The organism is Aestuariivirga sp. (genome assembly GCF_041738905.1).
Lineage (GTDB): Bacteria > Pseudomonadota > Alphaproteobacteria > Rhizobiales > Aestuariivirgaceae > Aestuariivirga.
Genome location: NZ_JBGSOZ010000006.1, coordinates 1 through 19,719 on the forward strand (window position 1 = coordinate 1; position 19,719 = coordinate 19,719).

Annotated in this window: 18 protein-coding genes; 6 read left to right on the top strand and 12 right to left on the bottom strand. The window is 62.8% G+C overall.

The features are described 5' to 3' along the window. The 8 genes from ACEW8Q_RS00520 to ACEW8Q_RS00555 all read right to left on the bottom strand — a co-directional run. Positions 1–812 (bottom strand): aldo/keto reductase (locus ACEW8Q_RS00520; protein ID WP_373502094.1); only part of this gene is annotated, 812 nt, incomplete at its 3' end. A 36-nt stretch (positions 813–848) separates the two neighbouring features. After that, positions 849–1,070 carry a DUF3329 domain-containing protein gene (locus tag ACEW8Q_RS00525; protein ID WP_373502095.1) on the bottom strand — a complete coding sequence of 74 codons (222 nt, stop codon included), beginning with the start codon at positions 1,068–1,070 and terminating at the stop codon, positions 849–851. Positions 1,071–1,072: 2 nt separating this feature from the next. Further along, positions 1,073–1,855, bottom strand: coding sequence for a lytic transglycosylase domain-containing protein (locus ACEW8Q_RS00530; protein WP_373502096.1), 783 nt, complete (start codon positions 1,853–1,855; stop codon positions 1,073–1,075). A gap of 87 nt (positions 1,856–1,942) precedes the next feature. Beyond that, positions 1,943–3,316 carry an aminotransferase class III-fold pyridoxal phosphate-dependent enzyme gene (locus ACEW8Q_RS00535; RefSeq protein WP_373502097.1) on the bottom strand — a complete coding sequence of 458 codons (1,374 nt, stop codon included), beginning with the start codon at positions 3,314–3,316 and terminating at the stop codon, positions 1,943–1,945. Positions 3,317–3,842: 526 nt separating this feature from the next. Continuing rightward, on the bottom strand, positions 3,843–4,835 hold the full coding sequence (locus ACEW8Q_RS00540; protein ID WP_373502098.1) for an ABC transporter substrate-binding protein: 993 nt from the start codon (positions 4,833–4,835) through the stop codon (positions 3,843–3,845). A gap of 40 nt (positions 4,836–4,875) precedes the next feature. Next, on the bottom strand, positions 4,876–5,745 hold the full coding sequence (locus ACEW8Q_RS00545) for an ABC transporter permease (protein ID WP_373502110.1): 870 nt from the start codon (positions 5,743–5,745) through the stop codon (positions 4,876–4,878). Beyond that, on the bottom strand, positions 5,643–6,545 hold the full coding sequence (locus ACEW8Q_RS00550) for an ABC transporter permease (RefSeq protein WP_373502099.1): 903 nt from the start codon (positions 6,543–6,545) through the stop codon (positions 5,643–5,645). Before ACEW8Q_RS00550 ends, ACEW8Q_RS00545 begins: the two co-directional genes overlap by 103 nt. 137 nt (positions 6,546–6,682) lie before the next feature. Further along, positions 6,683–7,465, bottom strand: a complete 783-nt coding sequence (locus ACEW8Q_RS00555; RefSeq protein WP_373502111.1) for an ABC transporter ATP-binding protein — start codon at positions 7,463–7,465, stop codon at positions 6,683–6,685. 77 nt (positions 7,466–7,542) lie between these two features. Between ACEW8Q_RS00555 and ACEW8Q_RS00560 the strand changes: the two genes are divergently transcribed. Then, positions 7,543–8,181, top strand: a complete 639-nt coding sequence (locus ACEW8Q_RS00560) for a TetR family transcriptional regulator C-terminal domain-containing protein (protein ID WP_373502100.1) — start codon at positions 7,543–7,545, stop codon at positions 8,179–8,181. Here the strand turns inward: ACEW8Q_RS00560 and ACEW8Q_RS00565 are convergent. The 3 genes from ACEW8Q_RS00565 to ACEW8Q_RS00575 form a co-directional block, all read right to left on the bottom strand. Continuing rightward, positions 8,171–9,526 (bottom strand): M10 family metallopeptidase C-terminal domain-containing protein, encoded by a 1,356-nt coding sequence (locus ACEW8Q_RS00565; protein WP_373502101.1) that lies wholly within the window; start codon positions 9,524–9,526, stop codon positions 8,171–8,173. The two genes, ACEW8Q_RS00560 and ACEW8Q_RS00565, sit on opposite strands and share 11 nt — an antisense overlap. Before the next feature lie 112 nt (positions 9,527–9,638). Continuing rightward, on the bottom strand, positions 9,639–10,427 hold the full coding sequence (locus tag ACEW8Q_RS00570) for a hypothetical protein (protein WP_373502102.1): 789 nt from the start codon (positions 10,425–10,427) through the stop codon (positions 9,639–9,641). Next, on the bottom strand, positions 10,424–11,428 hold the full coding sequence (locus tag ACEW8Q_RS00575) for a GSCFA domain-containing protein (RefSeq protein ID WP_373502103.1): 1,005 nt from the start codon (positions 11,426–11,428) through the stop codon (positions 10,424–10,426). Before ACEW8Q_RS00575 ends, ACEW8Q_RS00570 begins: the two co-directional genes overlap by 4 nt. Before the next feature lie 491 nt (positions 11,429–11,919). Here ACEW8Q_RS00575 and ACEW8Q_RS00580 point away from each other — a divergent pair, with 491 nt between their 5' ends. After that, positions 11,920–13,059 carry a hypothetical protein gene (locus ACEW8Q_RS00580; RefSeq protein WP_373502104.1) on the top strand — a complete coding sequence of 380 codons (1,140 nt, stop codon included), beginning with the start codon at positions 11,920–11,922 and terminating at the stop codon, positions 13,057–13,059. A 28-nt stretch (positions 13,060–13,087) separates the two neighbouring features. On the opposite strand, the gene ACEW8Q_RS00585 is transcribed toward ACEW8Q_RS00580, so the two are convergent. Then, positions 13,088–14,395, bottom strand: a complete 1,308-nt coding sequence (locus tag ACEW8Q_RS00585; protein WP_373502105.1) for an amidohydrolase family protein — start codon at positions 14,393–14,395, stop codon at positions 13,088–13,090. 172 nt (positions 14,396–14,567) lie between these two features. Between ACEW8Q_RS00585 and ACEW8Q_RS00590 the strand changes: the two genes are divergently transcribed. From ACEW8Q_RS00590 to ACEW8Q_RS00605, 4 genes are all read left to right on the top strand, one after another. Next, positions 14,568–15,863 (top strand): hypothetical protein, encoded by a 1,296-nt coding sequence (locus tag ACEW8Q_RS00590; protein WP_373502106.1) that lies wholly within the window; start codon positions 14,568–14,570, stop codon positions 15,861–15,863. Between the two features lie 34 nt (positions 15,864–15,897). Further along, entirely contained in the window at positions 15,898–17,973 is a 2,076-nt protein-coding gene (locus ACEW8Q_RS00595; protein ID WP_373502107.1) for a capsular polysaccharide biosynthesis protein, read from the top strand. Further along, positions 17,963–18,802 carry an ABC transporter permease gene (locus ACEW8Q_RS00600; RefSeq protein WP_373502108.1) on the top strand — a complete coding sequence of 280 codons (840 nt, stop codon included), beginning with the start codon at positions 17,963–17,965 and terminating at the stop codon, positions 18,800–18,802. Before ACEW8Q_RS00595 ends, ACEW8Q_RS00600 begins: the two co-directional genes overlap by 11 nt. Beyond that, positions 18,799–19,719 (top strand): ABC transporter ATP-binding protein (locus ACEW8Q_RS00605; RefSeq protein ID WP_373502109.1); only part of this gene is annotated, 921 nt, incomplete at its 3' end. The genes ACEW8Q_RS00600 and ACEW8Q_RS00605, both read left to right, overlap by 4 nt.

Below are 19,719 nucleotides of genomic sequence, written 5' to 3' on the forward strand. Positions count from 1 at the left end.
ACCAGCGCCGCCGAGACGCCACGCGCCTTGCCGATCTTCACCAGCGCGTCGACGATGGTCCACAGCCGCTCCTTGTCGCGGATCGGCGGTTCGGTCCAGCCCGACGTGTGGCGCGACACGTCCTCAGGCGAGGAATTGCGCGTGAACTTCCCCGACAGCAGCCCGCCCGCGATGGGGCTCCACACCTGAACGCCCACGCCCTGGTCGAGGGCAATCGGGAGCAGTTCATTTTCAGCGCCCCGCGCCTCGATCGTATAGTGGATCTGCTGGGCCACGAAGCGCTGGAAGTTGTGGCGCTCGGCCGCCATCAGGCATTTCATGATGTGCCAGCCGGAGAAATTCGAGCAGGCGGCGTATCGGATCTTGCCCTGGCGCACCAGCGTGTCGAGCGCCTCCATCATTTCCTCGACCGGCGTCAGACCGTCCCACTCATGCAGGTAATAGATGTCGATGCGGTCGCGCTTCAGCCGCTTCAGGCTCGCTTCCGCCTGCTCGACGATGTGGAAGCGCGACAGGCCCTGCTCGTTGGGGCCTTGCCCCATGGCGAAGCGCACCTTGGTGCCGACCAGGATCTGGTTCGAGCGGTCCTTCAGGATCTCGCCCACCGCCTCTTCCGACTTGCCGGTCGTATAGGCATTCGACGTGTCGAGCAGGTTGACGCCCTGGTCGACGGCGATGTCGACGAGGCGCGCTGAATCCTTCATCGAAAGGCTGCCGATCTTGCCGAAGAACCCCTCGGCGGCGAAATTCATCGTGCCGAGCGAGAACAGCGACACCTTCAGGCCCGAGCGGCCAAGCGAGCGGTATTCCATGTGACAATCTCCCAAAGTCGATATGAGCGGACGCTATCAGGCCTTGGGGCCCGCGTCATCCGTTGGCTCGTCCTTGGGCCATGTCAGAAAGAAGGTGTAGACCGCATAAACCAGCATGCCGACGGCCAGCGCCAGCCATATTCCGCGCTGGCCCGTATAGAATTCGAAGCCCACCCAGAACACGATGACGGCCACGATGACCACGCGCCGCCACAGCGGCTTGTAGAACGGGTGCTGCTGCTCGGTCCGCCGCGCCATCCCTAGTGACCGTCGATCTTGTTGGCCATGATGGCGAGCGCCTTCTGGTAGACGGATGCCGCGTTCCAGCCGGCAAAATCGCCGCCGCTATAGGGGCCGCTCCTCGGAAAACCATGGCCCTTCAGGAAGCGTGCGGTGGAGGCCAGCGCATCCGCCTTGTTGTTGAGGTTGATGCCGCCGCCATCGCCATCGGCGCCATAGAGGAACACGTTCTTGGGCAGGAACTGCGTCTGCCCCACCTCGCCATGCATGGCGCCCTTGGATGACGACGAGAGCACGCCCTTGTCGACAAGCTTCAAGGCCGAGATGAGCTGCTCGGTGAAGAACTCCGGCCGCCGGCAGTCATAGGCGAGCGTCGCCACCGCCGAAACAGTGTTCTGGTTGCCCATGTAGGCACCGAACGCCGTTTCCATGCCCCAGATGGCGATGAGCGGACCAGGGGCCACGCCATATTTCTTCTGGATCTTGGCAAAGAGCGCGGCATTGGAAGCCTTCATCTTCTTGCCGCGCGAGATGATGGTGGCAGCGCCGCGCTTCTGCATGAACTGCTCGAGCGACAGCTTGAAGGAGTGCTGGCTGCGGTCGGCCTTGATGGTGGCGGTCGCGTAGCTGGTCTTGGCCAGCGCCGAGAGCCCGCGCGAGCCCACGCCATTCGCCTTTGCCACCGAAGCAAAGTCATCCTTCCAGGCTTCGAAGCCCGCACCCGTCTTGCCGCAACTGGCCGCCACGGCGGGAGCCGCCATCATCGCCACCGCCGCCATCGCCAAGATTATCCGCCGCATCATCCGCTCCGCTGTCCCGAATCGAAGTTGAGACACTGCCATCAGCCCGCGCACTTGTCACCCGCCGGGGTTGCCGCCTCTTCCCAATCTTCAGCCCTTGGCATAGGCCCTGGTCTGGAAGGTGAGCGCCTCGTCCATCACGTCCACCATGCGGTCCACCTGCGCCCGGGTGAGGATCAGCGGCGGCGAGATGATGAACGTGTCATAGATATTGCGCACCAGAACGCCGTGGTCGCGGCAGCGCTTCGAGACCTTTGCGCCGAACTGGTCGTCGGACGTGAACGCCGCCTTGGTCTTCTTGTCGGCCACCAGTTCCACGCCGATCATAAGGCCCTTGCCGCGCACGTCGCCCACATGCGGCTGGCGCTGCTGCATGGCGTTCAGGCGGTCGAGGAAATAGCCACCCACCGATGCGGCATTGGCGGCGAGGTCCTCCTTCACCACGATATCGAGATTGGCGAGTGCCGCGGCGCAGGCCAGCGGATGCGCGAGGTAAGTGTTGCCGTGCATGAACCAGGCATTCTCCGCCTTGCGGAAGGCCTGCTCGATCCGCGCGTTGAACATGGTGGCGCCCAGCGGCACGTAGCCCGAGTTGATGCCCTTGGCGAAGACCATGATGTCGGGCGCAACGCCCCACAGCCTTGACCCGAACATCGAGCCGGTGCGGCCGAAGCCCGTCACCACCTCGTCAGCAATCAGGAGGATGCCGTGCTTGTCACAGACCTTGCGGACCAGCGGCCAGAATTCGGCTGGCGGCACGATCAGCCCGCCCGCGCCCTGGATCGGCTCCGCGATGAAGGCGGCGACCGTATTGGGGCTCTGGTCCTCGATCAGCCGGTCGAGCAGCGTGGCGCAGATATGTGCCAGTTCAGCCGGGTCATCGGTAAAGGGGTTGCGATAGACATAGGGCGTCTCGGTGCGGAAGAACCCCGGCATCAGCGGCTCGAACGCCTGCCGGAAGGCGGGAGTGCCATTGGCTGACAGGCCACCGAAGGCCACGCCGTGATAGGCGCGATGCAGCGAAATGAACTTGGTGCGTTCGGGCTTCCCCGCCAGCTTCCAGTATTGCCGCGCCAGCTTCATCGCCGACTCGACGGCTTCCGATCCGCCGGTCGAGAAGAAGGCCTGCGTCATCCCCTCCTGCGCGGTGAGGTCAACGAGCAGCTTCGAGAGTTCGATGGCCGGCCCATGCGTGGTGCCGCCGAACAGCGAGTAATACTGCAGCTTGTTCAGCTGCGCCGTAATCGCCTCGATGATTTCCTTGCGCCCATGCCCCGCATTGACGTTCCACAAGCCGCCCTGACCGTCGATATATTCCTTGCCGTCGATGTCGAAAACGAGTGCCCCCCGCCCCTCCTCGATGATCAGCGGCTTGTCCTTCGCGATCGCATTGGGGTCGGCGAAGGGATGGAACATGTACTCGGCGTTCCAGGCCTTGATGTCCTTGGTGTTGATGCGGTCCATGACTATGCCTCCGTGTTAGCGCAACTCTGTCACGGAACATGCCTGCCTGCCAATCCCTCCCGCGCTCCATGGCCGGGCTTGACCCGGTGATCCAGTTACCAACACGGTCACCGCCTTTGAACTCAAGGCGTCACACCCAGCCTCTGCACCGGCTTCGGCTTCGTCAGGCCCTTCCAGATGGCGTTCGCCACTTTGACCGGGGCATCGGGTTCGCGGACCACGCCTTCGCCTGGCTCAGCTCAGATGGTGCCCCAAACCCCGGCAATAGCGGCAATCGCGCTCGCTGCGCTTTGCTGCATCTGCGCTCGCCGAAGAGGCCCGTTTCAAGACACCCTCCGGCAACATTTCTTGCGCCTGATTCGATTATGGCAGAAAGCCCGAAGTGCGATTGCATCACCTGCCTAAAACGCAGGGGCCACGGCTTCACCCTGTCGAAGACGTAGCAGAAGGTCTTCTAGAAGCCTCCCGAGGAAAGGTGGAACACCCTTGACACGCAGCCTGCGCCATCAAGGGTGTTCCCGCTTGCTTACATGCTCTTCGCTTTATCCGTGACGACGCTCGACCACGCGCCTTCCGGCTTCTTGGTGATGACCGGGTCCGAACCGCCCTTCATCAGCGTCTCCACCGTCTTCTCGGCGGCGGCCACGTCGAGCGTGCCGTCGGAGCCTTCGGTGAGCTTCGAGATCTCGCTCATCATGCGCTTCTGGTGCTCGATGGTCTGGGCACCCGTCGCGTCATTGTCGAGGACGATCTGGGCCGCCTCGTCGTTGTTGGCGCGGGCATAGTCCCAGCCCTTCATCGAGGCCTTGACGAACTTCGCCATGGTGTCGACGAAGGCCGGGTCCTTCAGCTTGTCTTCCGCGACATAGAGGCCGTCTTCCAGCGTCGCCACGCCCTGGTCCTGATACTTGAAGACGACCAGGTCCTCAGCCTTGATGCCGGCGTCGATCACCTGCCAGTACTCGTTGTAGGTCATGGTCGAGATGCAGTCGGCCTGCTTCTGGATCAGCGGATCGACGTTGAAGCCCTGCTTGATGACGTTGACTCCGTCAGCGCCGCCCGTCGTCGGAATGCCGAGCGTGCTCATCCACGACAGGAACGGATATTCGTTGCCGTAGAACCAGACGCCCAGCGTCTTGCCCTTGAAGTCTTCCGGCTTGGTGATGCCGGTTTCCTTGCGGCAGGTGAGCATCATGCCCGACTTGGCGAAAGGCTGCGCGATGTTGACGACGGCCGAACCCTTCTCGCGGGTGGCGAGAGCCGACGGCATCCAGTCGACGACAACGTCGGCACCGCCGCCCGCCAGCACCTGCTGCGGGTTGATGTCGGGACCGCCCGGCATGATCGTGACGTCGAGGCCCGCGTCCGTGTAGAAGCCCTTGGCAGCGGCGACGTAATAGCCGGCGAACTGTGCCTGCGTCACCCACTTGAGCTGCAGCTTGACCGCTTCGGCCATCGCCGCCGAGCCGCTCATCAGCAGAGCGCCCGCTGCTGCTGCGGCCATCAGAAATGTCTTCATCTTCCCTGTCTCCTCTTTTTCATTTGCCGAAAGTGCCACCCTACTTGGCGTAGGACGGATGCCAGAAGGTCACCCGGCGTTCGAGAAACACCAGGAGACCATAGAAAGCCGAACCCGTGATGGCAGCCACCGCGATCTCGGCCCAGACCATGTCGAGCCCCAGTCTGCCAACTTCCGTGGAAATGCGAAAGCCCATGCCGACGATGGGCGTGCCGAAGAATTCGGCAACGATGGCGCCGATCATGGCAAGGGTGGAGTTGATCTTGAGGGCGTTGAAGATGAAGGGCATGGCGGCGGGAAGCCTCAGCTTCACCAGCGTCTGCCACCACGACGACCCGTAGCTCCGCATCAGGTCGCGCTCGAGATGGCCCGAGGCCTGGAGGCCCGCAACCGCGTTCACCAGCATGGGGAAGAAGGTCATCACGACGACCATCGCCGCCTTCGACTCCCAGTTGAAGCCGAACCACATGACGAGGATGGGGGCCACGCCGACGATTGGAAGTGCCGCCACCAGGTTGCCGAGCGGCAGAAGCCCGCGCCGGAGGAAGGGAATGCGGTCGCACAGGATGGCGACGAGGAAGCCCGAGAGCGATCCGATGATCCAGCCCGGAATGACCGCGCGCAGCACCGTCTGCACGAAATCGACCCAGAGTGTGGGGATGGAAGTGATGAACTTCGCCCAGATATCGGAAGGCGCCGGCAGCAGCACGGCGGGCACGTTGAACCCCCTCACCACCGCCTGCCAGAAAATGAGGATAGCGATGCCGAAGAGCGCGGGATAGAGAATGTCCGAGGCCTGCCACTTCTTCACGGCCGGGCCCCCATGCGCTTCAGCGTGATGCGCTCGGCAATCCCTGTGAGCCACACAAGCCCCGCCGCGATGAAGGACCCCATGAACAGCGCCGCCCAGATCTGCACGGTCTGCCCGTAATACGAGCCCTGCAGCAGCCGCGCGCCGATGCCGGCGACAGCCCCCGTCGGCAACTCGCCCACGATGGCGCCGGTCAAGGCAATCGCCACCGCCACCTTCAGGGACGTGAACAGGAACGGCACCGAGGACGGAAAGCGCAGCTTCCACAGCACCTGGTTTGTCGAGGAATTATAGGTCCGCATCAGGTCAAGCTGCATCGGATCGGGCGATGTCAGGCCCTTCACCATGCCGATGGTGACGGGGAAGAAACACAGATACATCGAGATCATCGACTTTGGCACAAGGCCGGTGAAGCCGAGCGAACCCAGCACCACGATGACCATGGGGGCAATGGCAAGAATGGGGATCGCCTGGGACGCGATGATCCACGGCATCAGGCTCTTCGACAGGATCGTCGAATGCACGATGGCGATGGCAAGCCCGATGCCCAGCAGGGAGCCGAGCACGAAGCCGACAAGCGTCGAGGAGAGCGTCACCCAGCCGTGATAGACAAGTGACTTCGGCATCCATGGCTTGACCATGAAGACGCTGTTCCAGAGTTCGATGACAATCTGGTGGGGCGCGGGGATCACGGGCCGCGTCTCGTTCCACGAGAACGCCAGCACATTGCGCCATCCGCCGCCCGCCGCCTCGATCTTGGGCGACGTGACCACCCAGTTCATCGGGATCGCCGCGATGTACCATGCAATCAGGATAACGATGCAGATCGTCAGCACAGGGACGAAATGACCATCGGCGGCAGTTGAAGGCTTCGGCAGAGCTGCAACAGCCTCAGCCATGGGAAGAGCCCTCATCCGGCCTTTGGCCACCTTCTCCTATGCCTGACAGCACGGGCCAAGGCGCAAGCGCCGATGGGCCTTCTCTCGTGGCAACGCCATGGGAGAAGGTGCCGACAGGCGGATGAGGGCTCTTCCCTCTAGTCCTCATAGGAATGCCCCGCCTTGAGCCCCTCCCGCACCCGATGCGCCACCGCCAGGAACTCCGGTGTTTCGCGGATGTCGAGCGAACGCGCCCTCGGGAAGTTCGTCTCGATCACGTCGATGATGCGGCCGGGCCTCGGGCTCATCACCACGATCTTGGACGACAGGAACACGGCCTCGGGAATGGAGTGGGTGACGAAGACAACGGTCTTTTTCGTGCGGTCCCACAGTTCCAGCAATTGCTGGTTCAGCTTGTCGCGCACGATCTCGTCGAGCGCGCCGAAGGGCTCGTCCATCAGCAGCAGCTTCGGGTCGAAGGCCAGTGCCCGGGCAATCGAGACACGCTGCTGCATGCCGCCCGAGAGCTGCCACGGAAACTTCTTCTCGAAGCCCTTCAGGTTGACCAGTTCGAGATTGCGCGCGATGCGCTCGGCCGGCCTGTCGAGCCCCATGATTTCGAGCGGCAGCCCGACGTTCTGTTCGACAGTGCGCCACGGAAGAAGAGCGGGCGCCTGGAAGACATAGCCATAGGCACGATTATGCCGCGCCTCGGCTGGCGTCATGCCATTGACGGAAATGCTGCCGGATGTGGCCTGTTCGAGATCCGCAATCACCCGCAGAAGGGTGGTCTTGCCGCAGCCCGAAGGCCCGATAAAGGACACGAAATCGCCGTCCGCCACCTCGAGGTTCACCTTCGAGAGCGCATGGACCGGCGCGTCGGCCGTCTGGAACACAAGGCTCAGCTCGCGTGCCGAAATGACTGGCGCCGCCAACTCGATCCTCCCCTGATGTCTTCTTGTTTGCGCAGACGCTAACCGCTCTTGACCATCTGATCAAGAATTAAGAGATTGCATCCATGACACCCTCCGGCACCGCCCCGCGCAAGACGCGAATCCAGGCCCTGAACGAGGAACTGATCCTCAAGGCGGCGCTGGAGATCTTTTCCACCTATGGCTTCCGCGGCTCGACGGTCGACCAGATCGCCAAGAGCTGTGGCCTCTCCAAGCCCAACCTGCTCTACTACTTCCGCCGCAAGGAAGATATCTACGTGGCGGTGCTGGAGCATACGCTTCACGACTGGCTTGAACCGCTCCGCGAACTCGATCCCGCAGGCGATCCCATCGAGGAGGTCTCGCGCTACATCCGCGCCAAGATCCGCATGTCGCGCGACAACCCGAAGGCCTCGCGTCTCTTCGCCAACGAAATCCTCCATGGCGCCCCCGCCATCGGGGCCTTCCTGAAGGGCCCGCTCAAGGAACTGGTGGACGAGAAGGCCTCGATCATCGCGGGCTGGATCGCTGCAGGCCGGCTGAACCCGGTCGATCCGCACCACCTGGTCTTCGCGATCTGGGCCACGACGCAGCACTACGCGGACTTCGACGCGCAGGTGAGCGCGGTCGTTGGCACGCCCGCGAGCCTCATGGCCGATGCGGAACGGACCCTCGTCACCCTGCTCGTCGAGGGGCTGAAGCCGGGACCCGCCGTCAGAGGATGAAGTCGTCTGCGGTCAGCGTCTTGATGCCCGCGAGGGCCAGCGTGAAGTCGGCGATGCCGTTGCCATCGAAATCCCCCTGGACGAGGGTCCGCTGTCCGCTCTCCATCACACGCAGGCTGCCGGCTCCGGCGAAACCGGCACCGCCGAACGCGAAGGCCGTGTCGCGGCCCCCCGCCACGGCATCGATGCCCGAAAGATCGATCCGGTCGATGCCGGGTGCGAAGTCGGTGATCAGGTCGCCGGTGATGTCGGAAGCCGATGCGAAGACAAAGACGTCGCTACCGGCATTGCCGGTGAGGCGGTCACCGCCCAGGCCGCCTGCGATCCGGTCATTGCCGCCACCGCCCAGCAGGATGTCGACGCCGCCGAAACCGGAGAGGCTGTCGCTCCCGGCGAGCCCCGCCAGCCGGTTGCCGCCGGCATTGCCACCGAGCACGTTGCCGAAGCCATTGCCGGTTCCGTCCACATCCCCGATGCCGATGAGTTGCAGGCCGATCGCCCGATAGATCAGCGCCGCTGTCACGTTGCTCAGGATGGTGTGGCCATCGGCCAGGTCCAGCTTGACATTGGAGCCTTCGAGCGTGACGGACGCACCCACGGGCGCGTCAAGCCCGCCACCCCTGAACCTGACATCGACGGCGATCGGCGCCTTGGCGCTGCTCGTGAAGGCCGCCGCATAGCCGCCCGCCGTTCCCGAAACCGCCGACGCAGCGACGGCACCATCCGCAATGATGTCGACCGCGACACCGCCGCGCGCTTCGCCGATCGAATAGAAATCGTTGTTGTCGGAATCGTCATAGGCAACACCGGTGACGAAGCGGTCATTGCCGGATGTGGCGAAGTTCTGGGTGGTCATCAGCGCGTTGTAGGTGTTGCTGCCCGAGGTGAACTTGCCATCGAGGCTGCCGACGCCCGCTTCGCGGAAGTAGCCGTTGAGAATGTTCGTGCGATGGCCGGCGCTGAGAAACAGGTTCTGGTGATGCTGCATGGCTGCGGCGTTCGCGTTGAGGGTTCCCGTCGTGCCGGACCATGCGATGTTCTCGCCCCACGACCAGCTGCCCGCGAAGACATAGCCCGCATCCCTCATGCGCGCTCCAGGGTCGGAACCGTCAAGTCCCGTGTGTGAGAACCTGTCGGCCGACAGCATCCAGCTGCTGTGCGCGTCAGCCGCGCCGTTCAACTCGGTATTCATCGCCAGCACCTGCTTCGGTGCGTTGGAAATGGTGCCTGCCGCGAGATCCTTGTTGAGGCTGATGCCGAAGCGGGTGGCCTCGCCTGCGGGGTCCATGCGGGCCCGGTTCATCAGTTCGAGAATGAGCTGCTCGCGCGCCGTTGCCTCCGCCATCGTTCCTCCGCAAGATCAATTTGCCGGGAAACTACACAGACAGGCTGTCGGCCTCCTGAATCGGGAGAAGCAACTTCAACTCAAATTAGAATGGTCGGCAGCCCGCTCCCCGTCAGCGCGATGGGCTGGAAGACACAAGACTGGCAATCTGTTTCCAGATGAGTGACCCGTAGAGTGAATTCATGTGGAAATAATCATTCGCGGGATGGATTTCGTCCTCTCCCGGCCGGAGCCGCGAGGAATTGTCCGAATAGACCTGGAGCGACGTGATGTCGGATGCCTTGGTTTCCTGCGGCTGCTGGATGACCTTGAAACCGCTCTGCTCCTGTTGTGAGCAGAGTTCGTCATACAATTGCATGAGGGTGCCGCCGTCTCCTGCCTCCTGTGCCGCGCGGAAAGGCTCCATCTTTGCCTTTTCGGTGTCGTGAAGCCCCTTTTCCGCAGGAAGCGGCGTCGGCACGAGCAGGACATTGCCGCCAGCTTCGCGAATGAACCTTGCCAGGATCAGCGCGGCCGAATCCGCAGCAAGCTTGCTTGCCGCCTGCATGAATTGCTGGCGGGTAATGGCTTGCCGGCGCTTTCCCTTCAGGCCCGAAAAATAGTAACGCTTGTAGGTCTGGAAAATGCAGCTCGGGCCGAAATCACAACCGAAAATGACGTAGCCGTCAAACCCCCGCAGTGGAATTGAGCGGGCTCTTCTGGCGTCTTCTCCTGCTGCAAAAACCCAGAGCGGCTTGTCAAACGTCAGTTCCTGGCTCTCATTGACCTGGGCGGTGACCAGATTGTTCGCGTGAGCGCCATACACTTCGACATCCAGGGAGGGGTATGCGCTCAAGGCGTCTTGCATGGCGAGCCGCATGGCTGCGACATGTGAATTTCCAATGATGCACAGCTTTGTCATCGGGAGAATGCGTCCAAGAGAATTTCCTCACACACGACGTCGTCATTTGCGTCTTCCGATGCGGCTCCGTCACCACGTCCTTGCCTTGGGTCTTGAGTTCCGGCTTCGCTGGCATGTTCCGAAAAGAAGATCGCCATCGCGGTATTCACGCCCACCTGGTTCACGTTCCTGAGATTCGATTCATAGAAGATCCCCCGTGACAAGGACGAGGTGATGACTTCGTAGCTGGGAAAATAGTCGACGTCATCAAACCCGCCTTCCATGGCTCCGCAGACCGCCCGCAGGACCGATTTCGAGTAGGTCGTCGAAACGAGGACATGATGATTCGACGCTGTGGCCGTCAGCGGCACGGGCGACACGGTGAACACGAAACGCAGGTCGGGCGTGAAGGCCTTCAGCGTTTCCCTCACAGCCTTCAGGTCATCCAGTATCTCGGAATAGTCGAAGTTGTGAAACCGGTACTTGCCGCTTGTGGTGTCGGTCAGGGTATCCGGGCAAACAGGGTAGACCGTGCCGGTGTGCGAATTGACCCATGCCTCGGTCAATCCCAGCGTGAACACGAAGAGGTCAATGCCGGAAAACAGTTCCTTGACCTTCTCCAGGTGCTCTGCCCTGCTGAACCTTGCCTCCTCCAGGCTGTCATATCCGCCGGGCTGTGTATTCGGCCTCAGCAGATCGATGAACCGTCCCTTGTGTTCGATGAAATCATCGTCACGGATGGTGCCGCTCTTTGCATCGTTGATCAGCTGAAGGAGTTGGCGGACACTGTATATATTCCCATATCTCGCCGAATAGATGCCATAGCCATGTTCCCGCGCCTCCTCACGGGACATGAAGTCGGGTGCCGGCTCCACGTCGACAACATGGTATCCGCGCTTTTTCAGGTTGGCGCTCACATGCTGGGCGAAACAGCTTCCAGCGGACCCGATCCTGTGTGAAGGCTCGATGGGAAACTTCTTGATGTAGAGCTTGTCCAGGCTGAACACCGTCTTGTCACTCACGGCGGTTCGCCAGAAATTTCTTTGAGGCAAGTCACTATATGGGTTGGGCATTCAATCGGTACCTTTCCGGAATCTCGGCCATATCCCCTGCTCATCGGGAACATGCAAGAATAACTTTGATCCTTGGCTGGTGCGGGGTTCCGCGGATGCCCGGCCTGCTGAAGATGTGATCGGCCTGGCGCCTGACTCCATGAACGAAACGATAGGTTTCTCACCCCGCGGAAATTATTCACTCACAACATCACGCCATGCGCATTGCATGAATCAGCTCTGGCGGGCCGGCAGCGTGTTCGGCACTTGCCGTCCCCATCACGAGACCATACCTGAAAAACCGCAAGCGTCCAGATGAAGGCCAATGCGTCGCCGCGTCCATCTTGACGGCTGATTTCTTGATATTCCGGGGAAATCAAATAAAATCCCGCAAGCAAGGGTAGAAACATCTTGCCCTCTCTGCCCAGCAAGCATCATTCTCATTGATGAGGAGGCCGCTGGTGAAAGAATCGACGACACACGCCGCGCCATTCCGCGACGATCTCCATCCCTTGACTCGACGGCTGAGTCTGACCCTTGCCGCCGGTGAACCTGAGATGATGCGGCAAGTCCTGACCAGGGTCTGCACCAGCCCGGCATATATGGGACGCCACTTCGCTGCGGTGGAGGAACTGGTCCGCGAGCACGGCCAGGTGCCACTGTTGAAGGAACTCCTTCTCGAAGCCGCGGACCAGGAGATGCTGACCGGCAAGCCGGCCGCGCAGGTCGAGGACTTTGCCAGGCGCGAAGGATTTCTTGACGCCCTGCGAATTGCGGCAAGACCCGAAGCGGCCGCACCCCCGGAACCGGAGAGCATTGCGGTAGCGCCGGCCCCGTTCATGGACCGGGTGCAGAGGAAGGCCAGCGCCATGCACATCGAGTACCGGCTCGTCGACAGGCTCTTCCCATACTGCCGGCACCAGGACCTGACGATTGCGGACTGGATGGAAGGCTTCCGTTTCGCCGCGGCCCTCGAAGCCCTGACCGATGACGAGGCATTCCCGGCACACGACATGGCGGAGCTATTTCATCCATCTACGGAAGAAATGATGGCGCGCCTCACGGAGGACGGCAGGGCAAGGCTCTACGTCATCGCTCACGCCGGCTTCACCGCGGCACGCAACCATCTCTTCAGGACCTATCTGAAGAACTCCATTCCGTTTCGCCGGCAGCTCGACAAGCCGCCCTATGTCTGGGCGAAGGACGACGGCCGCACGGCCTTGTTCAGCTGCCTCAGGGCCCTGACGTCCGGAACCTCCGTCATCCTCGCCGCCGATGGACCGGTGGGCGACATCCGCGCACCGATACAGGTCATCGGCTGCGACGCCTCGATGGCGACGGGCGGCGCCTTCCTCGCCCATGAAAGCAAGGTCGACGTCGTCTGGCTCAACATCGCCCAGCAGCATGGAAGGTTCATGGTGGAACTTGAACGCGCTCCGGCGACCCTGCCCAAGGAGCGCCTGAAGGACTATCAGGTCCGTTTCGCCGCCTTCTACGAAAGCATGCTCAACCGCTACTTCACGGGCGCGCCGTCGAACATCGTCATGCGCAACAGGTGGCGGTCGGCTTTCCTCGGCGATCCTATCGAGGACGAGGATTGAAGTCCCCGTCGGGTGCCCGCCAGAACCGTCATGGGCGCGTCTTCTGCGAGGTTGCGGCGGGCGCGTAGTCGGCGCCATTGACGGCCTCCGGACGGCCCGGAAGCCGCAGCGCCGCAACCCGCTCCGGGGTCTCGGCGATCACCTCGCCGCGCCGCACCACCTTCAGCCGGTTGGCCTTCAGGCGGATGGCCTCGACCGGGTTCTTCGCCTGCAGCAGCACGAAGTCGGCGTTGCAGCCCTTCTCCAGCCCGTAACCCTCAAGATGAAGGGCCCGGGCCGGGTTCACCGTCACGGCGTCGAAGGCCCAGCGCATCGCCTCGGGGCTGGTCATCAACCCCACGTGAAGCCCCATCGAGGCGGCTTCCAGCATGTCGCCCTGCCCCAGCGGGTACCACGGGTCCATCACGCAATCATGGCCGAAGGACACGTTGACGCCCGCCGACCGCAACTCCGGCACGCGCGTCATGCCGCGGCGCTTGGGGTAGGTGTCGTGGCGGCCCTGCAGCGTGATGTTGATGAGGGGGTTGGGCGTTGCATGCATGCCCGATTCCGCGATCAGCCCGATCAACTTCGAGGCATAGTAGTTGTCCATCGAGTGCATCGAGGTGAGATGCGAGCCGACGACGCGGCCCTGCAGCCCCAGCCGTTGCGTTTCATACGCGAGGGCCTCGACATGCCGCGACCACGGGTCATCCGACTCGTCGCAATGGATGTCGACGAGCAGGCCCCGCGCCGCGGCGATCTCGCAGAGTTCCTTCAGGCTCGCCGCGCCATCCGCCATGGTGCGTTCGCCATGCGGGATGCCGCCCACCACGTCGACGCCCATGTCAAGCGCGCGGAGCAGGTTCGCCCGCGCGGTGGGCGAGCGGTAGAACCCGTCCTGCGGGAAGGCCACGATCTGCAGGTCTATATAGGGCGCGACCGTCTTGCGCACCTCGAGCAGCGCCTCGACGCAGAGCAGCCTGTCGTCGCACACGTCGACATGGGTGCGTATGGCGAGCAGCCCCTGCGAGACCGCAAGGTCGCAATAGCGGAGCGCGCGCTCGATCACCGCCTCGTGGGTGAGGAGCGGCTTCAGTTCACCCCACACCGCAATGCCTTCGAGCAGCGTGCCTGAATTGTTCAGCCGTGGCATCCCCAGCGACAGCGTGGCGTCCATGTGAAAATGGGCGTCGATGAAGGGGGGCGACACGAGATAGCCCTTGGCCTCGACGACTTGGGCGGCCTCGCCCGTAATTCCGGACGCCACCTCGGCTATTCGCCCGCCGGAGCAGGCGATGTCCATGCCCTGACGGCCGTCGGGAAGCGTTGCGCCCTTCAACAGTAGATCGATCATGTTGCGTCCCCGTGCCGCCAACCGGCTTCGCCGATAGCCTAACGGTGCGCGTCCGGCCTTTCAACCGGATCGCCGGTTATGCTGCACCTGCGTAGTGCGCTTGCAATGAAGCTTCCGGAAGGGTATGAGTCCGCTCGGTGGGGCTGGCCGCGAGGCGAGTACGGAGACATTGATGAATTTTGAGGCGCATCGGTCCCGTGCAGGGGAAACCTTTGAAAAAAGGCATTTCCTGCTGCTCCAGATGCCTTGCGGACAATTCGGCCGCGCCCTTTACAAGTCCCTCAAGGCCAGTGGACACCGCTGCACCCGGGTCGCCATCAATGGCGGCGATTTCCTGGGGGCCCTGCGGCAGCGCTCGTTTGCCTACACGCGCTCTCTGGCCGACTGGCCGTCCTGGGTGACGAACCTGGCACGCGCCGAATCCGTGACCGACGTGATCTGCTACGGTGATTGCAGGCCCTATCACCGGGCTGCGATCCAGGCCCTGAAGCCTCTGGGCATCAGAGTCCACGTCCTCGAGGAAGGATACCTCCGTCCCAACTGGGTGACCTGCGAGCCGGATGGCGTGAACGGCTTCTCGGCTTTGACCTCCGTCGATCTCGATCTTGTGCCGCAGCAACCGGTTGCGACGGCGGAGCAGAAGCTCCATGCCAGCAACCTGCGCTACTGTCTGGCGGGTTTCAGCTATTACTTCTGGACCTTCATGCTTGTGCCAGTCTTTCCGCGCTACGAGACGCACCGTGAACTCGATATCGTTGGCGAGGCGACACTCTGGCTGCAGCGCCTGCTGACCTGGCCGTTCCGGCGCAGCCGCACCGAGCGCGCCCTGAAGGCCATCGGGAGCCTGCACAAGCCGGTCCACCTCGTGCTTCTCCAGCTCAATGGCGATTCGCAGCTCAAGGTGCATTCGGGCTTCCGCTCGACGCGCCATTTCGTCGAACACTGCATTGCCGAGTTCGCGGCGAGCGGCGCACAGGACTCGCTTCTGGTCTTCAAGAATCATCCGCTCGACAGCGGCGTTATCAATCTGAACCGCGTGATCCGGGAAGAAACCGAACGCCATGGCCTCGAAGGCCGCGTCTTCTTCGTCGAGACCGGCAAGCTGGTTCCCTTGCTGGAACGCTCGATCTCGGCCACTGCCATCAATTCCACCGCCTGCCATCAGGCGCTGTTGCGCGGCATTCCCACCCTTGTCCTCGGCAAGGCCGTGTTCAATCATCCGCAGATCGTCTCGCGCATGCGCCTCGCTGATTTCTTCAGGATGCGGCCCTGCAAGAACCGGGCGGATTATGACAAGCTGGTCAGCCTGATGCGCCAGACCTGCCAGTTCAACGGCGGTTTCTATACCGAGGAAGCCCGCAGAATCCTGATGCCCGCGCTGGTGAAGGCTCTGGCCGAGGGCACGCCCGATGTGAAGGCCTTCGAAACCGTGGCTAGGCCTGCCACGGAGGCGAAACACGCCTCGTGACACCGGTGCGGCTCCGCTTCCCCGCCGCTTCAGGATGACGGGCCGCATCGCCTATTTCTCGTGGGGCATGACCGGCATGACGGCGGAAATCGGGATGCTGTCGGGACTGGAACCAGCGTTCTGCGTGCGCGGCACCAGGCGAGCCGAGGCGGTTGCCGGCTGGGGCCACAAGCCCACGGCAAACAGGGCGCGGGCGGCCGCCCGCCGGGCAGGCCTTCCCTATATTGCCTTCGAGGATGGCTTTCTGCGGTCTCTGAGGCCCGGGTCCCGGCAGCCACCTGCATCCATGGTGATGGACCGGAGCGGAATTTATTACGATGCAACCGGACCAAGCGATCTCGAAACGCTGCTTGAGACCGCCGATTTCAGTGATGAGGAGCTGTCCCGCGCACAAGGCCTCCTCGCCTTGATCGCGCGTCATCGCCTGTCCAAGTACAACAACGGCACCGAGAACCTTTCGGGCCTGGATGCCGAGCCGGGCCAGCCGATCGTCCTGGTGGTCGACCAGACACTGGGCGATGCCTCGGTCTCGGGCGCGCTCGCCGATGCTTCGACCTTCGATCGCATGTTGCTGGCGGCGATTGCGGAAAACCCGGGTGCCCGTGTCGTGGCCCGGCTTCATCCCGAGACGGTGGCGGGCACCAAACAGGGATATCTCATGCAGGCCGCGCACCGGATGGGCGTGCCGGTCCTGAGTGATCCGGTCTCTCCCTGGTGCCTCTTCGATCTCCGCCCGCGCGTCTATACGGTGTCCAGCCAGTTCGGCTTCGAGGCCTTGCTCGCAGGCTGCGACGTCACCTGCTTTGGAATTCCGTTCTATGCCGGCTGGGGCCTCACCGCCGATCGGCTCCCCTGTTCGCGGCGTACCCGGAGGAGAAGCCGCGAGGAGCTCGCCGCAGCGGTCTATCTGAGATATTGCCGCTACTTCGATTGCTGGCGCCGCGTGCCCGTTCAACCGGAAACCGCAATCGAGCAACTGGCCTTCCTCCGCCAATCCTATCTCTCGAACGGCAGGCCCATCATCGGCTACCGCATCGCGCGCTGGAAGCAGAAGGCCGTGGCGGCGATGCTCGACGGTCCCTGCGGCCCGCCCCGCTTTACGCGCAGCCTCGCCTCGGCCAAACGCCAGGCCCGGGCACAGGGTGCTGTCATCGCCGCCTGGGGCATCGAGGCCGTGAAGCTGCGCGAGCCGCTCCGGCGGGAGGGTTTCTCCTGCATCGCCATCGAAGACGGCTTCCTGCGTTCGGTCGGGTTGGGAGCTGCCTTTACCCAGCCGCTCTCGCTTGTGTTCGACACGACAGGCCTCTACTACGATGCGACACGCCCCTCGGACATCGAGGCCATGCTGTCGGACGCGGAGCTGTCAGCGGAGACCCTGGACAGGGCCCGCGCATTGCGGAACAGGATCGTTGCGGATCGCATCACCAAATACAACGTGGCACGCCATGGCAGCCCGCCCGTTCAGGTGCCGGCGGACCGGCCTGTGGTGCTGGTGCCGGGCCAGGTCGCCGACGACTGGGCTGTCCTCATCGGCCGCCCGCCGGGGTTTGCCGGCGCATCCAACATCAACGGCGTTCTTCTTGAACGGGTGCGGGCGGCGCATCCCGGGGCATTTGTCATATTTAAGCCACACCCGGATGTTGAGCATCTGGGACGGGCGGGGGCGCTGGACAGCCAGCATCAATCGTCACTTGCGGATCTTGTCGCCCGCCATGAATCTCTGGAATATCTCCTCCCACTTGCAACGTCTGTTGAAACCTACTCCTCGCTTGCGGGGTTCGAGGCCCTGCTCCGCGGCATCCGTGTCACGGTTCACGGCCGCCCGTTCTATGCGGGCTGGGGCCTCACGCGGGACCACGCCGAAGCGCCGCGCCGCGGACGCAACAGGACTCTTGACGAACTCACGGCTGTCGCCCTTGTTCAGTATCCGCGCTATTGGGATCCGGTCAGCGGTCTCGCCTGTCCTCCCGAAGTGGTCCTCGACCGCATCGCGTCGGCCCGCACATCGGGGCGTGGCGGCTGGGCGCCGCTCGGAACGGCTGCGGGCAGGGGCGTGATCATGGCGAGGCGGCTCTGGCGAGCGATGAAAGGTCCGGCCGATGTCCCTTAGCGAACAGGTTCCCACGCGCGGACTGGCGCGCTTCATCTATGAGGTCCGCGAAGGTTCAAGGCGCCAGGGCAATGTGATCTTCGCGCTCATCTTCCGCGAATTGAAGTCACGCTCAGGACAGGATGGCTTCGGCCTGCTCTCGCTCGTGGGCGTGATGCTCGAACCCGCGATCACCGTGGCCGCGGTTGCCTTGTTCTGGTATCTGCTGAAGCGTCAGGAGATCCAGGGCGTTCATGTCATCCTGTTCCTTGCGGTCAGCATGACGCCCTTCGCGGTCATCAGAAGGTCGTTGGCCACAATTCCGCGAACCATCAGGACAAACCGTGCGTTTTTCGCCTTTCCGAATGTGAAGCCTTTCGATGCGGTGCTAGCGCGCTTTCTCATCGAGGTCGTGCTGACCATTCTCGGCGGCGGGCTGCTCCTGTTCCTGATCTGGTGGTTTCTCGATCTCGCAATCGACATTTCCCATTTCATTCAGGCCATGGGCATCTTCATGACACTGGTCGGCGCGGGCCTTGGCCTCAGCCTGTTCATGGGCGTCTACGGCATCCTGTTCCCGCTCCTGTCGAAAGCCATCAGCGCATTTTCCCGGGGGTTGATGTTTGTGTCCGCCGTCATGCACCCGGCCTCCGAATTGCCGGCAGAGGCCCAGATTGTCCTGGCCTACAATCCGCTGGCACATGCCATGGAACTGCTGCGCTTCTATACCATCGGCATCAAGCCGTTCCCCGCTGCGTCGTTCGAGTATTTCGGGATTTTCGCCGCCTCATGCCTGTTCATGGGATTCATCAGCTACTATGCCAACCGGCACAGGATGCTTGAACAGTGATCAGACTCATCGGCGTCAGCAAGTACTACATGACGGATTTCGGCCGGCACTATGTCTTCAGCGACGTGACCCTCGATCTGCCGCTCGACAAGAGCGTCGGCATCATCGGCCCGAACGGCGCGGGCAAGTCGACATTCCTCAGGCTCGTAGCCGGGGCCGACATCCCGAGTTCCGGAACGATCCTTCGCAGCGGCAAGATATCGCCGCCGATGGGCCTCACGCCCGGTCTCCAGGGCTCGCTGAACGGTACCGAGAACGCGCGCTTTGCCGGCCGCATCTATGGCATGAGCCGCGACGAGATCAACGACATGACGGAGTATGTCCGCGAACTTGCCGATATCGGGGACTATTTCGACATGCCGGTCTCCACCTATTCTGCCGGCATGCGGCAGCGCGTCTCCTTCGCCATCAACATGTCGATGCATTTCGACTACTATCTGTTCGACGAAATCTCCGCCGGCGGCGACCGTGATTTCCGCAAGATCGCCAAGGCGCTTGTGCAGGAGCGTCTCACGACCTCGAAATTCCTCATGACGTCCCACAGCACCGGCGAACTTCTGGAACTGTGCCAGGCGGGTATCGTGATCCAGAACGGAGAGTTGACCTACTTCGACGACATCAACGAGGCCGCCGCTTTCTATGGCGAGGATGAACCGAAGGAAAACCGCAAGCGCCGCAATCGCCGTGGTGGCGACGGCGACGCCGATGACGCCCGTCTCACAGGCGAAGGTGACGATCCTGAAACCCGCGCAGAGCGCCGCGAACGCCGCCGCCAGCTCGTCGAGGAGCGCAAGAAGTTGAAAGCCGTCGAGGCAGCGGAACCGCTACCCTTGACGGACCAGACAGCAGTGGTCGGCGAAACCGTGCAACAGCCCGCCCCCGAAGACCGCCGCCGTTCTCGCCGCGAGCGGCGCGAG

Excerpts from the sequence above, each read along its gene's own strand:
- ACEW8Q_RS00570 (WP_373502102.1), bottom strand. The coding sequence starts at position 10,427 with ATGACAAAGCTGTGCATCATTGGAAATTCACATGTCGCAGCCATGCGG.
- ACEW8Q_RS00585 (WP_373502105.1), bottom strand. The coding sequence starts at position 14,395 with ATGATCGATCTACTGTTGAAGGGCGCAACGCTTCCCGACGGCCGTCAG.
- ACEW8Q_RS00600 (WP_373502108.1), top strand. The coding sequence starts at position 17,963 with ATGTCCCTTAGCGAACAGGTTCCCACGCGCGGACTGGCGCGCTTCATC.
- ACEW8Q_RS00560 (WP_373502100.1), top strand. The coding sequence starts at position 7,543 with ATGACACCCTCCGGCACCGCCCCGCGCAAGACGCGAATCCAGGCCCTG.
- ACEW8Q_RS00590 (WP_373502106.1), top strand. The coding sequence starts at position 14,568 with ATGAATTTTGAGGCGCATCGGTCCCGTGCAGGGGAAACCTTTGAAAAA.
- ACEW8Q_RS00530 (WP_373502096.1), bottom strand. The coding sequence starts at position 1,855 with ATGATGCGGCGGATAATCTTGGCGATGGCGGCGGTGGCGATGATGGCG.
- ACEW8Q_RS00595 (WP_373502107.1), top strand. The coding sequence starts at position 15,898 with ATGACGGGCCGCATCGCCTATTTCTCGTGGGGCATGACCGGCATGACG.
- ACEW8Q_RS00550 (WP_373502099.1), bottom strand. The coding sequence starts at position 6,545 with ATGGCTGAGGCTGTTGCAGCTCTGCCGAAGCCTTCAACTGCCGCCGAT.
- ACEW8Q_RS00565 (WP_373502101.1), bottom strand. The coding sequence starts at position 9,526 with ATGGCGGAGGCAACGGCGCGCGAGCAGCTCATTCTCGAACTGATGAAC.
- ACEW8Q_RS00535 (WP_373502097.1), bottom strand. The coding sequence starts at position 3,316 with ATGGACCGCATCAACACCAAGGACATCAAGGCCTGGAACGCCGAGTAC.
- ACEW8Q_RS00540 (WP_373502098.1), bottom strand. The coding sequence starts at position 4,835 with ATGAAGACATTTCTGATGGCCGCAGCAGCAGCGGGCGCTCTGCTGATG.
- ACEW8Q_RS00525 (WP_373502095.1), bottom strand. The coding sequence starts at position 1,070 with ATGGCGCGGCGGACCGAGCAGCAGCACCCGTTCTACAAGCCGCTGTGG.